The organism is Flavivirga abyssicola (assembly GCF_030540775.2).
Lineage (GTDB): Bacteria > Bacteroidota > Bacteroidia > Flavobacteriales > Flavobacteriaceae > Flavivirga > Flavivirga abyssicola.
In genome coordinates, this window is record NZ_CP141266.1 from 2725677 (window position 1) to 2746879 (window position 21203).

Below are 21203 nucleotides of genomic sequence, written 5' to 3' on the forward strand. Positions count from 1 at the left end.
TAATCCTAATACCCATATTTATCTTTCCATCGCTGTTTTAAAAACTCTTTGTGAGCATTTTCGCGAGCATTATTACCGGGCTCATAAAGTTTTGTGTTTTTAATTTCATCTGGTAAAAACTCTTGGTTTGCAAAGTTGAGGTCGTAATTATGAGCATATTTATAATTATCACCATACCCCAGCTCTTTCATTAATTTGGTTGGTGCATTTCTTATTTCTAAGGGTACTGATAGATTTCCTGTATCTTTAACCAACTGTTGTGCTTTACCAATAGCTTTATAAGCAGCATTGCTTTTAGGGGAGCATGCTAAATATGTAGCACATTGACTTAGTATAATTCTAGATTCGGGGTAACCTATTGTAGAAACCGCCTGAAATGTATTATTTGCTATGACTAGAGCAGTTGGGTTGGCATTGCCTATATCTTCACTAGCTAAAATAAGCAACCGTCGTGCTATAAATTTAACATCTTCACCACCTTCTACCATACGAGCTAACCAATATACAGCAGCATTTGGATCACTACCCCGTATGGATTTTATAAAAGCCGAAATAATATCGTAATGCTGTTCACCAGTTTTATCATAATGAACAGTGTTGCTTTGAACTCTTTCCAAAACAGATTCATCTGTAATGGTTATTTTATCGGAATCATAAGAATTTATTATAAGCTCAAAAATATTAAGCAGTTTTCTGGCATCACCTCCAGAAAGCCTTATAAGAGCATTTGTTTCTTTTAATTTAATTGTTTTCTTAGAAATATATTCATCCTGATCGATCGCACGCTTAAGAAGCAGCTCTAAATCAGTTTTATTAAAAGCGTTTAAAATATAAACTTGACAGCGAGAGAGAAGCGCTGAAATAACTTCAAAACTAGGGTTTTCTGTTGTAGCTCCTATTAATGTAATCCACCCCTTTTCTACAGCTTGTAGTAAAGAATCTTGTTGCGATTTACTAAATCTATGAATTTCGTCAATAAACAATATAGGGTTTTTAGTAGTAAACAATCCACCACTTTGTTTTGCTTTATCAATGACATCACGAATATCTTTAACACCAGAATTTATGGCACTGAGTGTATAAAAAGGCCTGCCAGATTCTGTAGCAATAATATTTGCAAGTGTAGTTTTCCCTGTACCCGGAGGTCCCCATAAAATCATTGAAGGAATTAACCCTTGTTTTATATGCTGCGTTAAACTCCCCTGTTTGCCAACTAGGTGATTTTGACTAACATAGTCATTTAAAGTTTTTGGTCTTAAACGTTCAGCTAAAGGTTCATTCATAATGTAAAATTAAAGTATTTTTTTAAGATTTTTATGTGTCATAGAATTTACTTTAGAAGCTTAGGTTTGGTTATTTGATCTTTTATGCTCAATCAACTTTGACATAATAAAAAATATTATATAATGAACGAAAATCACTAATACATTATTAATCTGACAATTTAGCATTATAGCAAATCTTGGTTAACTATTTGTTATCTTTATTTAGTATGAATGAAAATGACTAATAATTTTAATATATAGAACAGTTTAGTTATATGAATTAGATCCGACTAAGTAAAAAATATGCCCAAATGAAAAACCGAGACCACTTTAAATTCTCTACAGGAGTTATTTTATACCCCATTCTTTTTGTATTAATTATTTGGTTAGTGTTTTGGTTTGAGGTACGTTTTGGTTTTAATTTTAGTAAATATGGTGTATATCCTCAAAATTTCAAAGGATTAAGAGGTGTTGTTTTTAGTCCATTTATTCATGGTGATATAGAACACATTTATCACAATACTATTCCATTATTTGTACTTTCCATGGCTTTGTTCTACTTCTATAAACCTATAGCTTGGAAAGTTGTACTATTTGGGATTCTATTTTCAGGGTTTTTCACTTGGTGTATTGGAAGGCCATCTTATCATATCGGAGCCAGTGGACTCATTTATGTTTTGGTAAGCTTTACCTTTTTTAAAGGAGTTTTTGCTAAGCATTACAGGCTTATAGCCTTATCGCTTCTTATTATTTTTCTTTATGGAAGTATGTTATGGTACGTAGCTCCTGTAAAAGAAGGTATATCATGGGAGGGCCATTTATCAGGTTTGATTACAGGGTTACTTTTTGCGCTTTTTTTTAGAAGAGAAATAGCTAAACCTAAAAAATATGTTTGGGAACAAGAAGGTTATAGTGAAGAGGACGATCCTTTTTTAAAGCATTTTGATGCGGATGGTAATTTTATTGAGCATGTTGAAGTAGAAGAGGAGGAGCCTCCTATTATAAATTATACGTATAAGAAAAATAAAGACAATTAGAGGCGTTGTCTTATGGCTTCATACAAAAAAGCACCACATGCCACGGAAACATTTAAAGATTCAATCTCGCCTAATAAAGGTAGTTTCGCTTTGGCATCAACTACTTTTAATATAGATGGGTTTATGCCTCTACCTTCAGAGCCCATAATAATGGCGCAAGGGGCTTTAAAAGAAACATCATATAGTGTATCATTTGTTTTCTCGGTAGCAGCAATAACATTGATGCCAGAAGCCTGCATGTAAAAAACAGCATCTTTAATATGGTCAACTTTACAAATAGGTACTTTAAAAACAGCTCCAGCACTTGTTTTAATAGTATCACCATTTACAGGGGCACCACCTTTTTTTTGAATAATAATACCATCCACACCCGTGCATTCTGCGGTTCGTATAATAGCACCAAAATTACGAACATCGCTTAGTTGATCTAATAATAAAAATAAAGGGGTTTTACCAGATTCTATGACATTTAAGACTAGCGTTTCAATATCATGAAATTCAATTGGAGAAATTTGAGCAACGGCACCTTGGTGATTTTTTCTAGTGAGTCTGTTAAGTTTTTCAACAGGAACATAAGAAGAGTTTATTGAGTTCTTTCTTAAGGCGGTTTCTAATTCGCTAAAAAGCTCGCCTTTAAGACCTTTTTGAAGAAATACTTTATCAATTGTTTCACCTGCATTTATAGCTTCAATAATAGCTCTAATACCAAAAATTTGTGTTTGTTCTTGCATGGGGGTAAAGGTATAAAAAAACCACCTTTCAAAAGGTGGTTTTTTTCACTGGTTAAAATTATCATAATTAGTGTTCGTCTTCCAACAAACCAGTTCTTTTGTAACCTCCAATTAAATATACGTTACCTGGATCGTTTTGCAAAGTAACTTTAAAAGCAATACTATCTACTACATTACCTCCAGTAGATGTAGTTGCTTTTTTTAATATTTTACCTTCAGTAACAGTAGCTATACCAGCAGCATCAAAAAGATTTTCGGCATCAGAAGCTGAAAATGTCATCGCATTTAGATCAACTGCTACTTTAGACTTTAATGGAAAAATACCTTCGTGATCATCTAACCATAAACTGCTGTCATTGTCACTTGTATTGTATGTAGAAAATAAACTAAAACCTGTTAACGCATTAGTACCGCTCTCATCATAAGCTTTAACATACCAGTCACCGGCCATTTCAACAACTAGAGTTGAACCTGGATCTGGCTCTCCTCCCTCATCGCAGGAATTAATTCCTACTATAAGAAATGTTCCCAATATTAATTTTACTATTATATTTCTTAATGTAATCATTTTAACTAATTTTAAGGGGTTGTTTTAATTAATTCACAGTCATATCCAAAACTAAAAGCAGGGATTGTGATTGTCCAAGTCATGGTTCTTTCATCAGCCGATATACCACCACCAGTTAAATTCCATGTTCCAAAAGCATTATCGGCACTTGTATCAGCAATAGAAGAACCAGATACAGCTAGTTGACCTGGCGAAGCATACGCCCTACCAATTCCTCTATCAAATTCATAATGCCCAGCATTTAGATCTGAACAGTTAAATACATTTGGATTAGATGTAGATGACACAAGAATTGGTCCACCACTTCGCCCGATTCTCTTACCATCCCATACACCTGCAAGTGTACCATTGTTTTCATACACAAAAACTGTTCTGAATGCTTGAGCTGCGAAACCATCTTCATTTACTACTTGATAAGTTAAGTCATATATTCCGGGAGTATTTGTGTCTAAAGACCCTAATGTTTCAAAAGGAACATCAGTACCAGATATTGTTGCGCTTACTCCTGGTTCCACAAATGTATCACCTACTTCAACGAGTACAATTGCATCGCCTAGTGCTTCTACAACAGCAAAATTTGTAACAGTGGAAACACCTTCTGTACTTTCTACATCACATGCAGTAAATGTAAAACCACATATGATTAAAGTATATATTATTATTTTTTTCATATTTCTTTATTTTTTAATTATTCCACCAAACTGGAACTGTTATTTCTACTATTTCTGGAGCATTTGAATTTCTTGACAATTCAGTGTTAGGATATACTAAACGCTGAGGAAAAATGCCTCCAGTTACACCATTAACGGAATATGCGAATTCTCCTGGTACATAGCTTAAACTTGTTTGGGGAACCGCCGAAATAGCAGGAATACCTGTTCTATGCTGTTCGAAAAATGATTCATATCCCTGATCGGGGTAATTAGATATCCATTTTTGAGTTATAATGGCAGTAAGTTTATCATCTAAAGTTCCAGCTTCTGGGTATTCATATGCACCGCCAGTTTCGATAAATGGCGTATGATCATATGGTGCTTCAAACACCCAATTTTGATTAGCCTCGGATTTTGTGTCATCAAAAAAGTTTGGACTTTTTTCAAATGCAGCAGCTACACCAGCATCATACAAAGCTTTTGCCCCAGTACCACTATTGTATCTTTCCATAGCTTCAGCTTGCATAAAGTAACTTTGAGCAGCACTAATAAAGAATACTGGAGATAAAGGACTGATGTCAGCTATTGACACAGAATTAGGAGCAGCATCACTGTTATAATCTCCTTGATCTAATGGATTTCCTAAACCATAAAAAGCATCAAGTCTAGGGTCTGAATTAGCATCTAAATAAGACCACAGAGTGGTACTTGCTCTTAGATTAGAGTTCGTGTTCAATTGTCTTCTATCGTTTTCATATAAAGGATTACTAATGTTTGCTTCATCTTTAAAAACACTAGAAGGAATAGCTGCATCTACGTTTAGAAAAGCAGCATTAGCATTGATCATAGCTGTAATACCAGCTTGTGCTACAGACGATCTCGCTTCTGTTTGTCTTAAATAAATTTTAAGCTTCAAAGTGTTAGCAAATTCTACCCATCTTGCCATAACGCCACTAAACATGAAGTCATCAGCACCAGGTGCAGGTAATGATGAGTTTGCTAAATCTCTGCCTAGCGCATCATCCAAATCCTCAATCATAAAATCATAGATTTCTTGGCCTGTATTAAAGTTTGGTTGAAGGTTATTGATACCTAAATTTGCTTCTTTATATGGTACATCATTGTAAAAGTCCGTCATTATTTGAGACGCATATACATCTAAGCAAGATGCTATTAAGTAATAATTCCAATTCTCTTGCTCTAATGCTAATTTTTTAGCATTTTTAATATCTGATAACGCGTCATACATGTTGCTCCATCCTCCGATGTAATCATTAGTACCAATGCTATAATCATCAATAGCTCTGTACTGACTCGCTGCTAAACTTTGAGACCATTGCTGAGCCCAAATTCCTCCTATGAAAGCATAGTAAAAATTTTGAGTAGCTCCAATACCCATCATTCCAGCAGCAATTTCTGATGATAATGCTGCATTATCTTGAGATAACAAATCTGGATCTCTGTTTATGTCTAATTGGTCTTCACATGACAATAATAAGAAACTAATCGCCACTAAACTAAATATTATTTTTTTCATTTTCTTTTTTTTTTAAAATGATACTTTAAGAGAAACGCCATACGTTCTTTGCGAAGGATTAGTTGAAAACTCACCAAATTCACTCGCTAAATCACTACCAAATGTTGATATTTCAGGATCTACATATGGGTTATCATCAGGTGTCCATAAAAACAAGTTTTTACCATAAGCTGTAATTGATGCTCTTGAAACTCCTAACCGGTCTATCAGAGATAAAGGTATTCTATATGATAGGGATAGGTCTCTTAATCTTATGAAACTTCTATCAACTACATGATTTACTTCTGTAGAACCGTTATTAGAACTACTGTAGAAACCTGTTACATTTTCAAAAGTAATAGGAGTTGTATTTTCAGAGAAAGTACCATTTCCATTGTCTACTACAGAATTAGGAACTATAAAGGTGTTTCTATTATTATATGTTGTTAATATAGAATTACCAGTAAATCCAAGTAATCTACCTGTGTATGAATACATCTTACCACCTTCTTTCCAATCAAAATTAAAAGATAAGCTTAAGTTTTTGTAGGTAAATGTATTCTTCAGTCCCATTATGAAATCTCTTTGTGAATTTCCTATTTCTACTTCATCAGTAGTTTGAGTCGGAATTCCTGTTGAAGGATTAACTATTACTTGACCATCAGCATTAGTTAAAGGTACACGAGTTTTAAATACCCCAAGAGGTTTCCCTTTTTCTGCATAAAAGTTAACAGCAAATGCACTGTTTATTAAAATTTCATCTAAACCTTCGGCTAGATCAGTTACTTCATTTTCGTTTTTTGTAAATGTATAACCTAATTCCCAAGTGAAGTCGCTACCTCTTACAGGGTAACCACTAAGAGCAAGTTCTACACCTTTATTATTTAAGTCAATGAAGTTTCCTGTTAAGCTTGCATAACCCGTAGATCTTGGTAGTGGACGTCTTATAATAACACCTTCTGTATCTTTGTTATAATATGCAAAATCAATGTTAACTCTACTGTTAAATAAACTTATTTCTGTACCGAATTCGTATTCGTTAGTAATTTCAGGTTTTAAGTTCGGATTGCCAATAATACCACTTAGTTCGAAAGCATTTTGTCCTCCAATTGGGAATAATATCTGACCAAAACCACCACTGTTGACGGCAGGAATAAGTGCGTTTTCAGTATTATATGGACCTGTATCTTTGGCAACTCTGGCTATTGCAGCTCTTAGCTTTACAGTATGTTGACTGTTGTCTAAAACAATAGCACTTAAACCTGCAGAAGGATAGAAAAAAGAATTGTTTTCTACTGGTAACGTAGATGACCAGTCATTTCTACCTGTTAGAGTTAAAAAGTATCTGTTTTTATATCCTATAGTGGCTGAACCGAAAATACCGTATGTTCTTCTTAAAGAGTTGTTTTGAGTTACGATTGGTCTTCCAGCTGTATTAGATAACTCATAAAAATTAGGAACACTTAAATCTGTAATCTGAACTCTTGAAAAATCGGTAGAACGCTCATTATAGTTTAAACCTAAAGAGGCATCTACGGTTAACTCTTCAGTTACATTATTGTCATAATCTAAGGTGAAGAATGTATCGTATTCTTTTCTAAGTGTTTTTGACTCAGTAACACCGCCTGCATTTGTTGTTGCTCCTAAAAGTGCATTTGGAGAACCAGGAGAATAATTAATTACAGCTCCAAAACTTTTATTAGTAGTATTGGTTATATCTCCACCAAATTGAACAGTAGCACTTAAGTTTTCTACTATTGAATAATTTAGATTAGCATTTCCATAAAAACGATTACTTTTTAAATTATTACCGTTTTCATTAATAGTCCAATATGGATTCCTTGAATATGGTGTGTAAAAGTTATCATTGCTATTAAATATGTTATTTTTATAATCAGCTAAGTCAACTAAACTAACATCTCTAGGAATTTGAATTATTTCTTGGATCAATACTTCTCCCTCACCAGCATTATCTCCTTGTCCTGTATTAACAACATTTTGATCTCTTTCAACATAATTTGCTGAAACATTTAACCTGAATTTATCGGAAGAAATTCCTCCAGAAGCATTAAAAACACGTCTGCTGAATGCATCTGCGTCTGTTGGTATAATACCGTCACTATCTGTATTCGTAAAACCAAGGCTAAACATCGTGTTACTTCCCCCTCCCGATAATCTTATAGAATTTGTGTAAACAGATCCAATGTCATAAAAGTCTTTGATGTTATCTTTTAAAGCAACGTAAGGCTTAATTTGCTGAGAATTATCAATAATATGCCCAAAAGTTCTTATTTGGCCATCGAAAGGTGCTCCCCATGAACCATTTTCATTACTTGCACCTTGACCGCCACTCGGTAATGATGAATAGCTTTGACCATTCCACCCTTGACCAAAGTCATTTTGAAGATGTGGTACTCTAGCTACTTCTAAAAAATCAATTGAACTGACAACATCTACTTTTAATCCTTGGTTATTACGACCTCTTTTAGTAGTAATGATAATAGCTCCATTTGAAGCTCTTGAACCATAAAGTGCCGCCGCTGCCGCACCTTTAAGGACACTTATTGTCTCAATATTATTTGGGTCTAAATCATTCAAACCACTACCTCCATCAAATGTACGGTTAACAGCAGTATCTCCAGCTGCAGAAACTAACTGGTTTTGTGTATTATTAATAGGAGAACCATCAATTATATAAAGAGGTTGATTGCTTCCAAGGGAGCTAAAACCTCTAATAATAACTTTAGATGTAGCACCGACCTGTGCTGGAGTAGATAAATCCACCCCGGAAATTTTTCCAGAAAGAGATTCTAAAGGGTTTATGTTAGTTACATTTGTTAGTTCTTCATTGTCAATAATAGCAACAGCAGAACTAACCTCTCTTTTGGTTTTAGTCTTACCAAAAGCAGTTACAACAATTTCTTCTAAAGATTCCGCATCTTCTGATAATGTTACATTAACAGTGTTAGAACTGCCAACAGGAGCTTCAATGGTTGTGTATCCTACGAAACTAAAAACAAGGATGTCCCCTTGGCTAGCTCTAATTGAATATTTTCCGTCGAAATCTGAAGATGTACCAGAACTAGTACCTTTAACTAAGACAGTTGCTCCAGGTAACGGTAGACCAGAATCATCTGAAACTGTACCTGAAATTGTCTTTTCTTGTGCAAACGTTAGCTGCACGACAAACGCTAGTAATAGCGTTAGAATTCCACTAAACTTTGTTTTCATTTTATAATTATTTGAATTAGTCAATGCCAAAAATCATAATAAAAAGTTAATAAAACAATAAATAATGGTTAAAATTTGCCTTTTAACGAGAAATTTTAAGAAAAAAGTAAAAAAACATAAGCTTATTTCCTTCTTTTTAAAAGCAAAAGAGACTGCTTTTCTAATTCAAATAAATTGTTCTTATAAATGAATTTATTATGATTTAAAAATAATTTTAGACGGGTTTCTTTTTGTAGCGAAATAAATACCTTTAGTTGTTGAACATCAACATTGGTTTGCCACTATTGCCTGAAACCACCAACAAGGTTGTCATTGTATCTTGTAGAGTTCCTTCCAAGTCCATTGACTTCCTAAAGATTTTTTATCCCTGGAAATACCAAGAGCAGTAATGGCCACCTCGTCTAATGTAGAGGTGTCTTCTTGTAGCAAGATATTTATTGTGTTGGAAGCTCCGACGGTAATTATAATTATTTTGAATTAGTCAATTATAAAAGTCGGGAACAAAACTTATTCTAAAAGGATAATAGGTTGCCTGAGAAGGATTTATTAAAATATGTTAGAAATATTTATTAGAAGTAATGATGCTAAGGCTCTGTAAAATAAAATATTAATGTTTAAGGGTAGGAGGTTTGGATATTTAATGAGAATAAGAAATATATGAAGAAACCATAATAATAATAATAATAATTAGAAATTTGCTATTAAACTTATATGTATTTTGGAATTGGAAAGCTTAAATTTTTGATTTTCACTTTTACCATTTGCATAATTAAACCGAAATAATCCAGCCTGTGTTAGGATACCAAATCCAAATCCATATCCGAAAAGCTTTTCTTTGGTATCTATAATTTTATTTTCAAAATAGGCAGCATCAATAATAGAGTGAATATAAATGGAATTGTTAAGTTGGTATCTGTACTCTGTATTAATTAAACCGAATAAAGAGGAAAATAGGCTGTTTTCTTCAAATCCCCTAATAGAGTTTATGCCTCCAAATCTTAGTAATTCATTTTCAAAATACGTGTTAGAATTTAAAGAAGCGCCGTTTAGTCTTAAAAAAACACTGTTTTTTCTGTTTAAATAAAAGATCTTAAATGCATCAATAGAAAGTTGTGTTTGCTTTTCCTGGATATTGAGGGCTTTTCTTTCTCCAAAGTTTGTTTCCAGATATAATTTAGAATTAATTGGAAAAAGCAGATTGTATGCTTGTGCTTTTGTAAACTCGTATGCTAGCGTGTAATATTGAGTTTTGTAATCTGAAATTGTAAGAGATGCGTTTTCTAATAAATTATTTGACTCAGTAGAAAGAAGACCAGTATAAATTTTATGCTTAGAATTTATTTGATAATGTAGTTTTAATGCTTGGTTTATGGTTGTGAATGATGAATCTTTTCTAAAAATCCGTAATCCTAAATCAATCCCAATAGGTGATTTAAACAAATAAGGGAGTGTTAAATCAGCTTGAAATGTTTTTTGATCATTTTCATCACTTTTGTATAATAGTTTAAAAGATTCGCCAAAGTTTAAATTATTGGTTAAGTTTAAATTTAAGTAACCATCAAACTCTAATTGGTTTGTTTCTTCATTAGTTCCAAAACCTAAAAACCCATCAAAAGAGTTACTTTTTGCTTTTTCAAGATATAAATACAGCGTTGTAGAGTCTTTAGAAAACAAGACTTCTGGAGACTTTATTTCGTTAGCGAATCTTAAATTGTTTAGTTGATTCGTCTTGTTTTTTATTTTAGTTAAATCGAAAACTTGGGAAGGCTTAATTTTTAAAAAGTGTTTTAGATAAGAACGAGGAAATTTTTCATAACCTTTAATTATGATATTGCTAATGATTCTTTTCTTTGTTTCCGATTTAACAATCAATTCTGCTGATAAATTAGAGGAGTCCTGAACTTTGATATTTGACAAGTACAATTTTGAAAAAGGAAATCCTTCATCTGAAATTTTAGAATTAATAAAATTTAAAGCACTTTCAGTTTTGCTAAATTCTAGCTCGAAATAATCATCAAAAATATTTTTTGAAATGGGCTCTAAAAGGGAGCGTTCAATTTCGGTTTCATTATAGTATATATATATGGTGTTAAATTTCTTTTTTAAGTGAATTTGAGTTTTGAATGATGAGTCATTTATCTTAATAATATTTTTTAACTCATTTTCAATATATCCTATTTTTAAAAGTCTTTTTTGAATAGAATCGATCTCATGCTCAATAGACCTATAATCTTTATGAGTTTTAATGTAGCTTAAAGAATCTATAGTACTAGTTTCATGCTCAGTATTACCATCAATTTTCAGGTGTAAATTTTGGCAAAACAATTCCGAAGAAAAAAGAATATATATAATAAGGAGTAAAAAAGAAACTTTTTTCACTTTATAGCTAGCTGTTTATTGTGTAAAACTAACGGAAAACAAAGACTTATAATATAGTGGACAAGATAATTTTTGAATTCTATTAAAAACGTGTTGTGCTTTTTATGAAAAAATGTCTAATAATAGTAATTGTTTTAAGCTTAGAATTATGCAAGTGTTTAAGTAAATAAAGCGATTGAAACATGAACTAAATGAGGTTGGAGTATTAAGTAAAAAATAAAAATTCATTACGATGTGAAAATTAATGATTTAGGGTTTGAATTATTAATTTTAATTTCTACCTTTGCAGCCCTCTTAGAAGAGGATTTTAAAATTTATATATAATATATATGCCAACAATTTCACAATTAGTAAGAACAGGAAGAGCCAAAATAACCAAGAAGAGTAAATCGGCTGCTTTAGATTCTTGTCCGCAAAGACGTGGTGTATGTACTCGTGTTTACACGACAACTCCTAAAAAACCAAACTCAGCAATGCGTAAGGTAGCAAGGGTTCGTTTAACAAACGGTAACGAGGTTAATGCATACATTGGTGGAGAAGGACACAATCTACAAGAGCACTCGATAGTATTGGTTAGAGGTGGAAGGGTAAAAGATTTGCCAGGAGTTAGATATCACATCGTTCGTGGTGCTTTAGACACCGCAGGTGTTTCAGGTAGAACACAACGTAGATCTAAGTATGGTGCAAAACGCCCTAAGAAGTAATTTAAAACTTTAAGAAGAAGACATGAGAAAAAGAGCAGCAAAAAAGAGACCGCTTTTACCGGATCCACGTTTTAACGATCAGTTAGTAACTCGTTTCGTTAATATGATGATGTGGGATGGAAAGAAGTCTGTCGCTTTTAAAGTATTCTATGATGCCATTGATATTGTAGATTCGAAAAAAACTGACGAAGAAAAAACAGCTTTAGAAACATGGAAAGATGCGTTATCAAATGTGATGCCTCACGTAGAAGTACGTAGCCGTCGTGTTGGTGGTGCAACATTCCAGATTCCAATGCAAATTCGTCCAGACCGTAAGGTTTCTACAGCGATGAAATGGCTTATAGGTTATGCGCGTAAAAGAAATGAAAAATCTATGGCACAACGCTTAGCTTCAGAGATTTTAGCAGCAGCGAAAGAAGAAGGAGCAGCAGTTAAGAAAAGAGTTGATACTCACAAAATGGCAGAAGCAAACAAAGCATTCTCTCACTTTAGATTTTAATACGACATGGCAAGAGATTTAAAATTCACTAGAAATATAGGTATTGCTGCACATATTGATGCAGGAAAAACTACTACTACAGAGCGTATTCTTTATTATACAGGTGTATCTCATAAAATTGGAGAAGTACATGATGGTGCTGCTACAATGGACTGGATGGAGCAAGAGCAAGAAAGAGGTATTACAATTACTTCTGCTGCGACAACTTGTGAGTGGAAATTCCCAATTGAAAATGGGCAACCAACACCAGACACAAAAGGATATCACTTTAATATCATTGACACACCGGGTCACGTAGATTTTACGGTTGAGGTAAACCGTTCATTACGTGTACTTGATGGTTTAGTATTCTTATTTAGTGCAGTTGATGGTGTTGAGCCTCAATCTGAAACTAACTGGAGATTAGCAGATAACTACAAAGTGCCTAGAATTGGTTTCGTTAATAAAATGGACCGTCAAGGATCTAACTTTTTAGGTGTTTGTCAACAAGTAAAAGACATGTTAAAGTCTAATGCTGTGCCAATCGTTTTAAATATTGGTGACGAAGCAGACTTTAAAGGAATTATCGATTTAGTAAAAAATCGTGCTATTGTTTGGCATGATGAAACTCAAGGGGCGACTTTTGATGTGATTGATATTCCAGAAGAGATGAAAGAAGAAGCTCGTAAGTATCGTGCACTTTTAATTGAAGAAGTGGCAACTTACGATGAGAACTTATTAGAGAAATTCATGGAAGATGAAGATTCTATTACAGAAGAAGAAGTGCATGCTGCACTTAGAGCTGCTGTAATGGATATGGCTATCATACCTATGATTTGTGGTTCTGCTTTTAAAAATAAAGGGGTACAATTCTTATTAGATGCTGTTTGTCGTTACTTACCATCTCCAACAGATAGAGATAATATTGTAGGTACAGATCCTAGAACAGGAGAAGAGGCTATACGTAAGCCAGATGTTAAAGATCCATTTGCGGCTTTAGCATTTAAAATTGCTACCGATCCTTTCGTAGGGCGTTTAGCATTCTTTAGAGCTTATTCAGGTCGTTTAGATGCAGGGTCTTATATCTTGAACAACCGTTCTGGTAAAAAAGAACGTATTTCTCGTATCTATCAAATGCACTCTAACAAGCAAAATGCTATCGATTTTATTGAAGCAGGAGATATTGGAGCTGCAGTAGGATTTAAAGATATCAAGACAGGTGATACGATGTCTGATGAAAAGAATCCTATCGTTTTAGAATCTATGGACTTCCCAGATCCGGTAATTGGTATCGCGGTTGAGCCTAAGACTAAAGCTGATGTAGATAAATTAGGTATGTCTTTAGCAAAATTAGCCGAAGAAGATCCAACATTTACAGCAAGAACAGATGAAGCTTCAGGACAGACTATTATATCTGGAATGGGTGAGCTTCACTTAGATATTATTGTTGACCGTCTTAAACGTGAGTTTAAGGTTGAGGTAAATCAAGGTCAGCCACAAGTAGAGTACAAGGAAGCTATTACGCAACGTGCTGAACACAGAGAAGTTTATAAGAAACAATCTGGTGGACGTGGTAAATTCGCAGACATTGTATTTACATTGGAGCCTGCAGAAGAAGGAAAAGTAGGATTAGAATTTATTTCAGAAATTAAAGGTGGTAACGTTCCTAAAGAATTTATCCCTTCAATTGAAAAAGGATTCAAAATGGCTATGGTAAATGGACCATTGGCAGGATACGAAGTTGATGCTATGAAAGTAACATTAACAGACGGTTCTTACCATGATGTGGATTCGGATCAATTATCTTTTGAATTGGCTGCAAAACTTGGATTTAAAAACTCTGCGAAAGCTGCAAAAGCAGTAATCATGGAGCCTATTATGAAACTAGAGGTTATTACTCCAGAAGAAAACATGGGTGATATCGTAGGTGATTTAAATAGAAGAAGAGGACAAGTAAGTGATATGGGTGATAGAGCTGGCGCAAAAACTGTGAAAGCAACTGTACCGCTTTCAGAAATGTTTGGATATGTTACAACATTAAGAACATTATCATCTGGTCGTGCAACGTCAACAATGGAATTTTCACATTATGCTGAAACACCTTCGAATATATCTGAAGAAGTAATTAAGGCAGCTAAAGGTGTTGAAGCTTAAAATCTAAGAAAATGAGTCAAAAAATCAGAATAAAATTAAAATCTTACGATCACAATTTAGTAGATAAGTCTGCTGATAAGATTGTAAAGACTGTAAAAAGTACTGGTGCTGTTGTAACTGGACCAATTCCATTACCAACTCACAAGAAAATTTTCACAGTATTACGTTCTCCACACGTAAACAAGAAATCAAGAGAACAATTTCAATTAAGCTCTTATAAGAGATTATTGGATATTTACTCTTCTTCATCAAAAACAATTGATGCGTTAATGAAACTTGAATTACCAAGTGGTGTTGAAGTAGAGATTAAAGTATAATTTGTCATTCCTGCGAAAGTAGGAATCTCATAAATTGAAACTAGAAGTTTCAAGACATGTCCGGAGCTTCGAGCGAAGGAAAAACGGAAAAATACATTTCAGGGACGAAAGGTATTTTGTCCCTGAAATTTTTTAAATAGGTCATGTTGAAACTTGTTTCAACGAAATAATAATTAATAAATAATAAATATGTCTGGGTTAATTGGAAAAAAAATCGGTATGACCAGCATCTTTGATGACAACGGAAAGAATATTCCTTGTACAGTTATCGAAGCTGGACCATGTATCGTTACCCAAGTCAGAACCGAAGAAGTTGATGGTTATGAAGCTATCCAACTTGGTTTCGATGACGCGACAGAAAAAAGCGCTACTAAAGCAGACTTAGGTCATGCTAAAAAAGCGGGTACTTCTGTAAAACGCAAAGTTGTTGAATTCAAAGGTTTTGATGAGGAGTACAAATTAGGAGATGCTATCACTGTAGAACATTTCACAGAAGGTGAATTTGTCGATGTTGCAGGAACATCTAAAGGTAAAGGATTTCAAGGTGTTGTAAAACGTCATGGTTTCGGTGGTGTAGGTCAAGCTACTCATGGTCAGCATAATCGTTTAAGAGCGCCAGGATCAATTGGAGCTGCATCTTACCCTGCAAGAGTTTTTAAAGGTATGAAAATGGCCGGAAGAATGGGTGGAGAAACAATAAAAGTTCAAAATTTAAGAGTTTTAAAAGTAGTTGCTGAAAAGAATCTACTTGTTGTTAAAGGGTGTGTACCTGGACACAAAAACGCTTATGTAATTATTAGAAAATAATGAAAGTAGCAGTTTTAGATATAAACGGAAAAGACACAGGTAGAAAGGCAGACCTTTCTAAAGATGTGTTCGCTATTGAGCCTAATAATCACGCTGTATATTTGGATGTTAAACAATATTTAGCAAACCAACGTCAAGGAACTCACAAATCTAAAGAAAGAGGTGAGATTTCTGGAAGTACACGTAAGATTAAAAAGCAAAAAGGAACTGGTACAGCAAGAGCAGGTAGTATTAAGTCTGGTGTATTTAAAGGTGGAGGTCGTATGTTCGGTCCAAGACCAAGAAATTACAGCTTTAAACTTAATAAAAATGTTAAGCGTTTAGCACGTAAATCTGCATTAAGTATCAAAGCAGGAGAGAAGTCAATTACAGTTCTAGAAGACTTTAATTTTGATGCTCCAAAAACGAAAAACTTTACAGCGATTTTAAAAGCCTTAGAGCTTGAAAACAAAAAATCTCTGTTTGTGTTGGGTGGGTCAAATAATAACGTATATTTGTCATCGCGCAATTTAAAAGGATCTGAAGTTGTAACTTCTTCGGAATTAAGTACTTACAAGATTTTAAATGCAAATCAAGTCGTGCTTTTAGAAGGTGCTTTAGAAGGAATTGAAACAAACTTAAGTAAATAAGAAACAGATGAGTATCTTAATTAAACCTATAATCACAGAAAAAGCGACTGCAGATAGCGAGTTAAGAAACTGCTATACTTTCGCGGTGAAGACAAAGGCGAACAAGGTAGAAATTAAAAAAGCGGTGGAAGCTGCTTATGGTGTTTCTGTTGAAAAAGTTCGTACTATAAATGTCCGTCCAGATAGAAGAACCCGTTTTACAAAAACAGGTATTCAACATGGTAAAACAAATGCTGTTAAAAAAGCAATTGTACAACTGGCGGAAGGTGAAATGATTGATTTATACAGTAACATGTAATTAGACAACAATGTCAGTAAGAAAATTAAAACCAATCACACCAGGACAGCGATTTAGAGTAGTAAATGGTTATGACGCTATTACTACTGATAAGCCGGAAAAGAGTTTACTCGTTCCGAATAAAAGGTCTGGTGGTAGAAACAGTCAAGGAAAAATGACCATGCGCTATATAGGTGGAGGTCATAAGAAAAAGTATCGTATTATCGATTTTAAACGTGACAAAGCTGGAATTCCAGCAGAAGTTAAGTCTATCGAGTACGATCCAAACAGAACCGCTTTCATCGCATTATTGAATTATCAAGATGGCGAGAAAAGATATATTATTGCTCAAAATGGTTTACAAGTTGGGCAAAATGTGGTATCTGGTTTAGAAGGTGTTGGTCCAGAAATTGGAAATGCAATGCCATTAAGTGAAATTCCATTAGGGACTATTATTTCTTGTGTAGAATTACGTCCAGGTCAAGGAGCTGTTATGGCTCGTAGTGCTGGTGCTTTTGCACAGTTAATGGCAAGAGATGGTAAGTTTGCTACTATTAAATTACCTTCAGGAGAAACAAGATTAATTCTTGTAAACTGTATGGCTACTATAGGTGTTGTTTCTAACTCAGATCATCAATTATTAGTTGGTGGTAAAGCAGGTAGAACAAGATGGTTAGGAAGAAGACCACGTACTAGACCAGTAGTTATGAATCCAGTTGATCACCCAATGGGTGGTGGTGAAGGTAAATCTTCAGGAGGACACCCACGTTCAAGAAACGGTATTCCAGCTAAAGGTTATAGAACACGTTCTAAGACTAAAGCAAGTAACAAATATATTGTAGAACGTAGAAAGAAATAAGACATGGCAAGATCATTAAAAAAAGGACCTTACGTTCATTATAAATTAGAAAAGAAAGTAGCTGTTAATGTTGAATCTAACAAGAAAACAGTAATCAAAACTTGGTCAAGAGCTAGTATGATTACTCCAGATTTTGTTGGACAAACAATAGCAGTACACAATGGCCGTCAATTTGTACCTGTTTATGTAACAGAAAACATGGTAGGTCATAAGTTAGGAGAATTTTCACCAACACGTTCATTCCGTGGACATGCAGGTGCTAAAAATAAAGGTAAAAAGTAGTAAGCTATGGGAAGTCGTAAAAAACAAATGGCAGACGCTATTAAGGAAGCAAAAAAACACGTTGCTTTTGCTAAACTTAATAACTGTCCTACATCACCGAGAAAAATGCGTTTAGTAGCCGATTTAGTAAGAGGCGAAAAAGTAGAACATGCACTTAATATCTTAAAATTCAACCAAAAAGAAGCTTCTGGTCGTTTAGAGAAATTGTTATTGTCTGCAATTGCAAACTGGCAATCTAAAAATGAAGAAGCTAATATTGAAGAGGCTGAATTGATAGTGAAAGAAATTAAAGTGGATAGCGGATCTATGTTAAAAAGATTACGTCCAGCACCACAAGGTCGTGCGCACAGAATTAGAAAACGTTCAAACCACGTAACAATCGTAGTTGGAGCTAACAATAATACACAAAGCTAAGATAGATATGGGACAAAAAACAAATCCAATCGGGAATCGCTTAGGAATTATCAGAGGATGGGAATCTAACTGGTACGGAGGTAATGATTATGGAGATAAGCTTGCCGAAGACGATAAAATTAGAAAATACGTTCACGCACGTTTATCTAAAGCTAGTGTAAGTAGAGTAATTATTGAAAGAACTTTAAAACTTGTAACCGTTACTATCACTACTGCAAGACCAGGTATTATTATCGGGAAAGGCGGACAAGAGGTAGACAAGTTAAAAGAAGAGCTTAAAAAAATTACTGGAAAAGAAGTTCAGATTAACATCTTTGAAATTAAAAGACCTGAACTTGATGCATTTTTAGTAGGGTCTAGTATTGCTCGTCAAATTGAAAACAGAATTTCATACAGACGTGCAATAAAAATGGCAATCGCTGCTACAATGCGTATGAACGCTGAAGGAATTAAAATCCAGATTAGTGGTCGTTTAAATGGTGCTGAAATGGCACGTTCAGAACACTACAAAGAAGGGCGTATTCCTTTATCTACATTCAGAGCTGATATTGATTATGCTTTAGTTGAGGCACACACTACTTATGGTAGATTGGGTGTTAAAGTATGGATCATGAAAGGTGAAGTATATGGAAAAAGAGAGCTTTCTCCGCTAGTTGGTCTATCCAAGAAGCAAGGAAAAGGTGGAGCAGGAGGACGTGGTGGAAATAAATCTAATCCTCGTCGTAGAAAGTAATTTTTTATAAAGTAAAGAAAAATGTTACAGCCTAAAAGAACAAAATTTCGTAAGCAACAAAAAGGACGTATGAAAGGACTCTCTGGAAGAGGGCATCAACTTTCTTACGGGACTTTTGGAATAAAAGCATTAGACGCAACTTTTATAACGTCACGTCAAATTGAAGCAGCTCGTATTGCCGCTACACGTTACATGAAAAGAGAAGGGCAACTTTGGATTAAAATATTTCCAGACAAGCCTATCACTAAAAAGCCTCTTGAAGTACGTATGGGTAAAGGTAAAGGTGCCGTTGAATATTGGGTAGCCGTTTGTAGACCAGGTCGTGTTTTATTTGAAATTGGTGGAGTGCCGTTAGATATTGCTAAAGAAGCATTACGTTTAGCAGCGCAAAAATTACCAGTAAAAACTAAGTTTTTAATTGCTCGCGATTACGAAGCATAATTTATTTGATATTATGAAACAATCAGAAATTAAAGAATTATCAACAGCTGAGTTACAAGAAAAACTTGGTGAGACTAAAAAAAGTTATTCAGACCTAAAAATGGCTCATGCAATATCTCCTTTAGAAAATCCAATTCAGTTACGTGGTATAAGACGTACAGTAGCTAGAATTGCGACAGAATTAACTAAAAGAGAATTACAATAATTCTGCTGAAAGATGGAAACAAGAAATTTAAGAAAAGAACGTATAGGAGTTGTTACTAGTAACAAAATGCAAAAATCAATAGTTGTTGCAGAGGTTAAAAAAGTAAAGCACCCTATGTATGGTAAGTTCGTGTTAAAAACAAAAAAATATGTTGCACACGACGAAACAAACGATTGTAATATTGGAGATACTGTAAAGATCATGGAAACAAGACCTTTAAGTAAATCTAAATGTTGGAGATTAGTTGAAATCATAGAAAGAGCTAAATAATTATGGTACAGCAAGAATCAAGATTAAAGGTAGCAGATAACACTGGAGCTAAAGAAGTATTAACAATACGTGTTCTAGGTGGTACTAAGAGAAGATACGCTTCTGTAGGAGACAAAATAGTTGTTTCAGTTAAAGATGCAACACCTAATGGAAACATTAAAAAAGGTGCTGTTTCAACTGCAGTTGTTGTTCGTACTAAAAAGGAAGTAAGAAGACCTGACGGATCTTATATTAGATTCGACGATAATGCTTGTGTTTTATTAAACCCAACGGGTGAGATGAGAGGAACACGTGTATTTGGTCCTGTTGCTAGAGAACTTCGTGATAAACAATTCATGAAAATTGTATCATTAGCACCAGAGGTGCTTTAATACATTAATTTAAGATGACAAAGCTTAAAATAAAAACTGGAGATACTGTAAAAGTAATTGCTGGAGATCATAAAGGATCTGAAGGTAAAGTACAAAAGGTATTAATAGATAAGAACAAAGCGATCGTTGAAGGTGTAAACATGGTTAAGAAACATACAAAACCAAGTGCACAAAGCCCTCAAGGAGGAATCGTTGAAAAAGAAGCTCCTATTCATATTTCAAACTTATCATTGTTAACTTCAAATGGAGAAACAACTAGAGTAGGTTATAGAGTAGAAGGCGATAAGAAAGTAAGATTTTCAACAAAATCTAATGAAGTAATATAGTTATGGCATATTCACCTAGACTTAAAGAAGAGTATAAAAGCAGAGTAATTGCAGCTCTTACAGAAGAATTTGGATATAAGAATGTTATGCAAGTTCCAGTACTTAAAAAGATAGTAATATCTAAAGGAGTTGGAGCAGCAGTAGCAGACAAAAAGTTAATCGACTACGCAGTAGAAGAATTAACTACTATATCTGGACAAAAAGCTATATCAACATTATCTAAAAAGGATGTTGCATCATTCAAATTACGTAAAGGGATGCCAATTGGCGCAAAAGTTACTTTACGTGGAGAAAGAATGTATGAATTCTTAGACCGTTTAGTTACTTCTGCGTTACCACGTGTTAGAGACTTTAATGGTATAAAAGCAACTGGATTTGATGGTAGAGGTAACTACAATTTAGGAGTTACTGAGCAGATTATATTCCCGGAAATTAACATCGATAAGGTTAATAAAATTTCTGGAATGGATATTACATTTGTAACATCTGCCGATACAGATAAAGAAGCAAAATCATTATTAACAGAACTAGGGGTACCTTTTAAAAAGAACTAAGT

25 protein-coding genes are annotated in these 21203 nt (G+C 34.1%); 18 read left to right on the forward strand and 7 right to left on the reverse strand.

The annotated features are described in order from the left end of the window. Positions 1–5 precede the first annotated feature (5 nt). The gene (locus Q4Q34_RS11405) at positions 6–1283 is read right to left on the reverse strand and encodes a replication-associated recombination protein A (RefSeq protein ID WP_303318156.1); all 1278 of its coding nucleotides are present in this window, start codon (positions 1281–1283) and stop codon (positions 6–8) included. Between the two features lie 293 nt (positions 1284–1576). Here Q4Q34_RS11405 and Q4Q34_RS11410 point away from each other — a divergent pair, with 293 nt between their 5' ends. After that, entirely contained in the window at positions 1577–2302 is a 726-nt protein-coding gene (locus Q4Q34_RS11410) for a rhomboid family intramembrane serine protease (protein WP_303318155.1), read from the forward strand. Here Q4Q34_RS11410 and rlmB read toward each other — a convergent pair. The 6 genes from rlmB to Q4Q34_RS11440 form a co-directional block, all read right to left on the reverse strand. Then, on the reverse strand, positions 2299–3033 hold the full coding sequence (gene rlmB, locus Q4Q34_RS11415) for a 23S rRNA (guanosine(2251)-2'-O)-methyltransferase RlmB (protein ID WP_303318154.1): 735 nt from the start codon (positions 3031–3033) through the stop codon (positions 2299–2301). The genes Q4Q34_RS11410 and rlmB overlap by 4 nt on opposite strands. A 67-nt stretch (positions 3034–3100) precedes the next feature. After that, the gene (locus Q4Q34_RS11420) at positions 3101–3601 is read right to left on the reverse strand and encodes a lipid-binding protein (RefSeq protein ID WP_303318153.1); all 501 of its coding nucleotides are present in this window, start codon (positions 3599–3601) and stop codon (positions 3101–3103) included. Between the two features lie 11 nt (positions 3602–3612). Further along, complete coding sequence (locus tag Q4Q34_RS11425; protein ID WP_303318152.1) at positions 3613–4272, reverse strand: immunoglobulin-like domain-containing protein; 660 nt, start codon at positions 4270–4272, stop codon at positions 3613–3615. A 13-nt stretch (positions 4273–4285) separates the two neighbouring features. Beyond that, entirely contained in the window at positions 4286–5791 is a 1506-nt protein-coding gene (locus Q4Q34_RS11430; protein WP_303318151.1) for a SusD/RagB family nutrient-binding outer membrane lipoprotein, read from the reverse strand. A 12-nt stretch (positions 5792–5803) separates the two neighbouring features. Next, positions 5804–9001, reverse strand: coding sequence for a SusC/RagA family TonB-linked outer membrane protein (locus tag Q4Q34_RS11435; RefSeq protein WP_303318150.1), 3198 nt, complete (start codon positions 8999–9001; stop codon positions 5804–5806). 687 nt (positions 9002–9688) lie between these two features. Next, on the reverse strand, positions 9689–11380 hold the full coding sequence (locus Q4Q34_RS11440) for a POTRA domain-containing protein (protein ID WP_303318149.1): 1692 nt from the start codon (positions 11378–11380) through the stop codon (positions 9689–9691). A 329-nt stretch (positions 11381–11709) separates the two neighbouring features. Here Q4Q34_RS11440 and rpsL point away from each other — a divergent pair, with 329 nt between their 5' ends. From rpsL to rplE, 17 genes are all read left to right on the forward strand, one after another. Continuing rightward, complete coding sequence (rpsL, locus tag Q4Q34_RS11445; RefSeq protein WP_102756994.1) at positions 11710–12084, forward strand: 30S ribosomal protein S12; 375 nt, start codon at positions 11710–11712, stop codon at positions 12082–12084. A 22-nt stretch (positions 12085–12106) separates the two neighbouring features. Beyond that, positions 12107–12583 (forward strand): 30S ribosomal protein S7, encoded by a 477-nt coding sequence (gene rpsG, locus Q4Q34_RS11450; protein ID WP_102756995.1) that lies wholly within the window; start codon positions 12107–12109, stop codon positions 12581–12583. A 6-nt stretch (positions 12584–12589) separates the two neighbouring features. Then, complete coding sequence (gene fusA / locus Q4Q34_RS11455; protein WP_303318148.1) at positions 12590–14716, forward strand: elongation factor G; 2127 nt, start codon at positions 12590–12592, stop codon at positions 14714–14716. Between the two features lie 11 nt (positions 14717–14727). Further along, positions 14728–15033 (forward strand): 30S ribosomal protein S10, encoded by a 306-nt coding sequence (gene rpsJ / locus Q4Q34_RS11460; protein ID WP_007650482.1) that lies wholly within the window; start codon positions 14728–14730, stop codon positions 15031–15033. Positions 15034–15222: 189 nt separating this feature from the next. Continuing rightward, positions 15223–15840 (forward strand): 50S ribosomal protein L3, encoded by a 618-nt coding sequence (gene rplC, locus Q4Q34_RS11465; RefSeq protein WP_303318147.1) that lies wholly within the window; start codon positions 15223–15225, stop codon positions 15838–15840. After that, positions 15840–16469, forward strand: coding sequence for a 50S ribosomal protein L4 (rplD, locus tag Q4Q34_RS11470; RefSeq protein ID WP_303318146.1), 630 nt, complete (start codon positions 15840–15842; stop codon positions 16467–16469). Before rplC ends, rplD begins: the two co-directional genes overlap by 1 nt. 7 nt (positions 16470–16476) lie before the next feature. Then, complete coding sequence (gene rplW / locus Q4Q34_RS11475) at positions 16477–16767, forward strand: 50S ribosomal protein L23 (protein WP_135877593.1); 291 nt, start codon at positions 16477–16479, stop codon at positions 16765–16767. A gap of 10 nt (positions 16768–16777) precedes the next feature. Then, positions 16778–17605: a 50S ribosomal protein L2 gene (gene rplB / locus Q4Q34_RS11480; RefSeq protein ID WP_303318145.1), complete on the forward strand. Its 828-nt coding sequence runs from the start codon at positions 16778–16780 to the stop codon at positions 17603–17605. A 3-nt stretch (positions 17606–17608) separates the two neighbouring features. Beyond that, a complete protein-coding gene (rpsS, locus tag Q4Q34_RS11485) occupies positions 17609–17887 on the forward strand; it encodes a 30S ribosomal protein S19 (protein ID WP_042499126.1) in 279 nt (92 codons plus the stop codon). 6 nt (positions 17888–17893) lie between these two features. Then, positions 17894–18301: a 50S ribosomal protein L22 gene (gene rplV, locus Q4Q34_RS11490; protein ID WP_303318144.1), complete on the forward strand. Its 408-nt coding sequence runs from the start codon at positions 17894–17896 to the stop codon at positions 18299–18301. Between the two features lie 7 nt (positions 18302–18308). Continuing rightward, positions 18309–19034: a 30S ribosomal protein S3 gene (gene rpsC, locus Q4Q34_RS11495; RefSeq protein WP_068602672.1), complete on the forward strand. Its 726-nt coding sequence runs from the start codon at positions 18309–18311 to the stop codon at positions 19032–19034. Between the two features lie 21 nt (positions 19035–19055). Further along, positions 19056–19475 (forward strand): 50S ribosomal protein L16, encoded by a 420-nt coding sequence (gene rplP, locus Q4Q34_RS11500; RefSeq protein ID WP_135877597.1) that lies wholly within the window; start codon positions 19056–19058, stop codon positions 19473–19475. 13 nt (positions 19476–19488) lie between these two features. Then, positions 19489–19680 carry a 50S ribosomal protein L29 gene (rpmC, locus tag Q4Q34_RS11505; protein WP_135877598.1) on the forward strand — a complete coding sequence of 64 codons (192 nt, stop codon included), beginning with the start codon at positions 19489–19491 and terminating at the stop codon, positions 19678–19680. Between the two features lie 12 nt (positions 19681–19692). Further along, the gene (gene rpsQ / locus Q4Q34_RS11510; protein WP_072399584.1) at positions 19693–19950 is read left to right on the forward strand and encodes a 30S ribosomal protein S17; all 258 of its coding nucleotides are present in this window, start codon (positions 19693–19695) and stop codon (positions 19948–19950) included. 2 nt (positions 19951–19952) lie between these two features. Then, entirely contained in the window at positions 19953–20321 is a 369-nt protein-coding gene (gene rplN, locus Q4Q34_RS11515) for a 50S ribosomal protein L14 (RefSeq protein ID WP_019386277.1), read from the forward strand. Positions 20322–20335: 14 nt separating this feature from the next. Beyond that, a complete protein-coding gene (gene rplX / locus Q4Q34_RS11520; RefSeq protein ID WP_135877599.1) occupies positions 20336–20647 on the forward strand; it encodes a 50S ribosomal protein L24 in 312 nt (103 codons plus the stop codon). Between the two features lie 2 nt (positions 20648–20649). Further along, positions 20650–21201, forward strand: coding sequence for a 50S ribosomal protein L5 (rplE, locus tag Q4Q34_RS11525; RefSeq protein ID WP_303318143.1), 552 nt, complete (start codon positions 20650–20652; stop codon positions 21199–21201). Positions 21202–21203: the final 2 nt, after the last annotated feature.

What these genes read in the sequence shown, in the direction of transcription:
- Q4Q34_RS11405 (WP_303318156.1), bottom strand. Translation starts at nt 1,283, where the DNA reads ATGAATGAACCTTTAGCTGAACGTTTAAGACCAAAAACTTTAAATGAC.
- Q4Q34_RS11410 (WP_303318155.1), top strand. Translation starts at nt 1,577, where the DNA reads ATGAAAAACCGAGACCACTTTAAATTCTCTACAGGAGTTATTTTATAC.
- rlmB (WP_303318154.1), bottom strand. Translation starts at nt 3,033, where the DNA reads ATGCAAGAACAAACACAAATTTTTGGTATTAGAGCTATTATTGAAGCT.
- Q4Q34_RS11420 (WP_303318153.1), bottom strand. Translation starts at nt 3,601, where the DNA reads ATGATTACATTAAGAAATATAATAGTAAAATTAATATTGGGAACATTT.
- Q4Q34_RS11425 (WP_303318152.1), bottom strand. Translation starts at nt 4,272, where the DNA reads ATGAAAAAAATAATAATATATACTTTAATCATATGTGGTTTTACATTT.
- Q4Q34_RS11430 (WP_303318151.1), bottom strand. Translation starts at nt 5,791, where the DNA reads ATGAAAAAAATAATATTTAGTTTAGTGGCGATTAGTTTCTTATTATTG.
- Q4Q34_RS11435 (WP_303318150.1), bottom strand. Translation starts at nt 9,001, where the DNA reads ATGAAAACAAAGTTTAGTGGAATTCTAACGCTATTACTAGCGTTTGTC.
- rpsL (WP_102756994.1), top strand. Translation starts at nt 11,710, where the DNA reads ATGCCAACAATTTCACAATTAGTAAGAACAGGAAGAGCCAAAATAACC.
- rpsG (WP_102756995.1), top strand. Translation starts at nt 12,107, where the DNA reads ATGAGAAAAAGAGCAGCAAAAAAGAGACCGCTTTTACCGGATCCACGT.
- fusA (WP_303318148.1), top strand. Translation starts at nt 12,590, where the DNA reads ATGGCAAGAGATTTAAAATTCACTAGAAATATAGGTATTGCTGCACAT.
- rpsJ (WP_007650482.1), top strand. Translation starts at nt 14,728, where the DNA reads ATGAGTCAAAAAATCAGAATAAAATTAAAATCTTACGATCACAATTTA.
- rplC (WP_303318147.1), top strand. Translation starts at nt 15,223, where the DNA reads ATGTCTGGGTTAATTGGAAAAAAAATCGGTATGACCAGCATCTTTGAT.
- rplD (WP_303318146.1), top strand. Translation starts at nt 15,840, where the DNA reads ATGAAAGTAGCAGTTTTAGATATAAACGGAAAAGACACAGGTAGAAAG.
- rplW (WP_135877593.1), top strand. Translation starts at nt 16,477, where the DNA reads ATGAGTATCTTAATTAAACCTATAATCACAGAAAAAGCGACTGCAGAT.
- rplB (WP_303318145.1), top strand. Translation starts at nt 16,778, where the DNA reads ATGTCAGTAAGAAAATTAAAACCAATCACACCAGGACAGCGATTTAGA.
- rpsS (WP_042499126.1), top strand. Translation starts at nt 17,609, where the DNA reads ATGGCAAGATCATTAAAAAAAGGACCTTACGTTCATTATAAATTAGAA.
- rplV (WP_303318144.1), top strand. Translation starts at nt 17,894, where the DNA reads ATGGGAAGTCGTAAAAAACAAATGGCAGACGCTATTAAGGAAGCAAAA.
- rpsC (WP_068602672.1), top strand. Translation starts at nt 18,309, where the DNA reads ATGGGACAAAAAACAAATCCAATCGGGAATCGCTTAGGAATTATCAGA.
- rplP (WP_135877597.1), top strand. Translation starts at nt 19,056, where the DNA reads ATGTTACAGCCTAAAAGAACAAAATTTCGTAAGCAACAAAAAGGACGT.
- rpmC (WP_135877598.1), top strand. Translation starts at nt 19,489, where the DNA reads ATGAAACAATCAGAAATTAAAGAATTATCAACAGCTGAGTTACAAGAA.
- rpsQ (WP_072399584.1), top strand. Translation starts at nt 19,693, where the DNA reads ATGGAAACAAGAAATTTAAGAAAAGAACGTATAGGAGTTGTTACTAGT.
- rplN (WP_019386277.1), top strand. Translation starts at nt 19,953, where the DNA reads ATGGTACAGCAAGAATCAAGATTAAAGGTAGCAGATAACACTGGAGCT.
- rplX (WP_135877599.1), top strand. Translation starts at nt 20,336, where the DNA reads ATGACAAAGCTTAAAATAAAAACTGGAGATACTGTAAAAGTAATTGCT.
- rplE (WP_303318143.1), top strand. Translation starts at nt 20,650, where the DNA reads ATGGCATATTCACCTAGACTTAAAGAAGAGTATAAAAGCAGAGTAATT.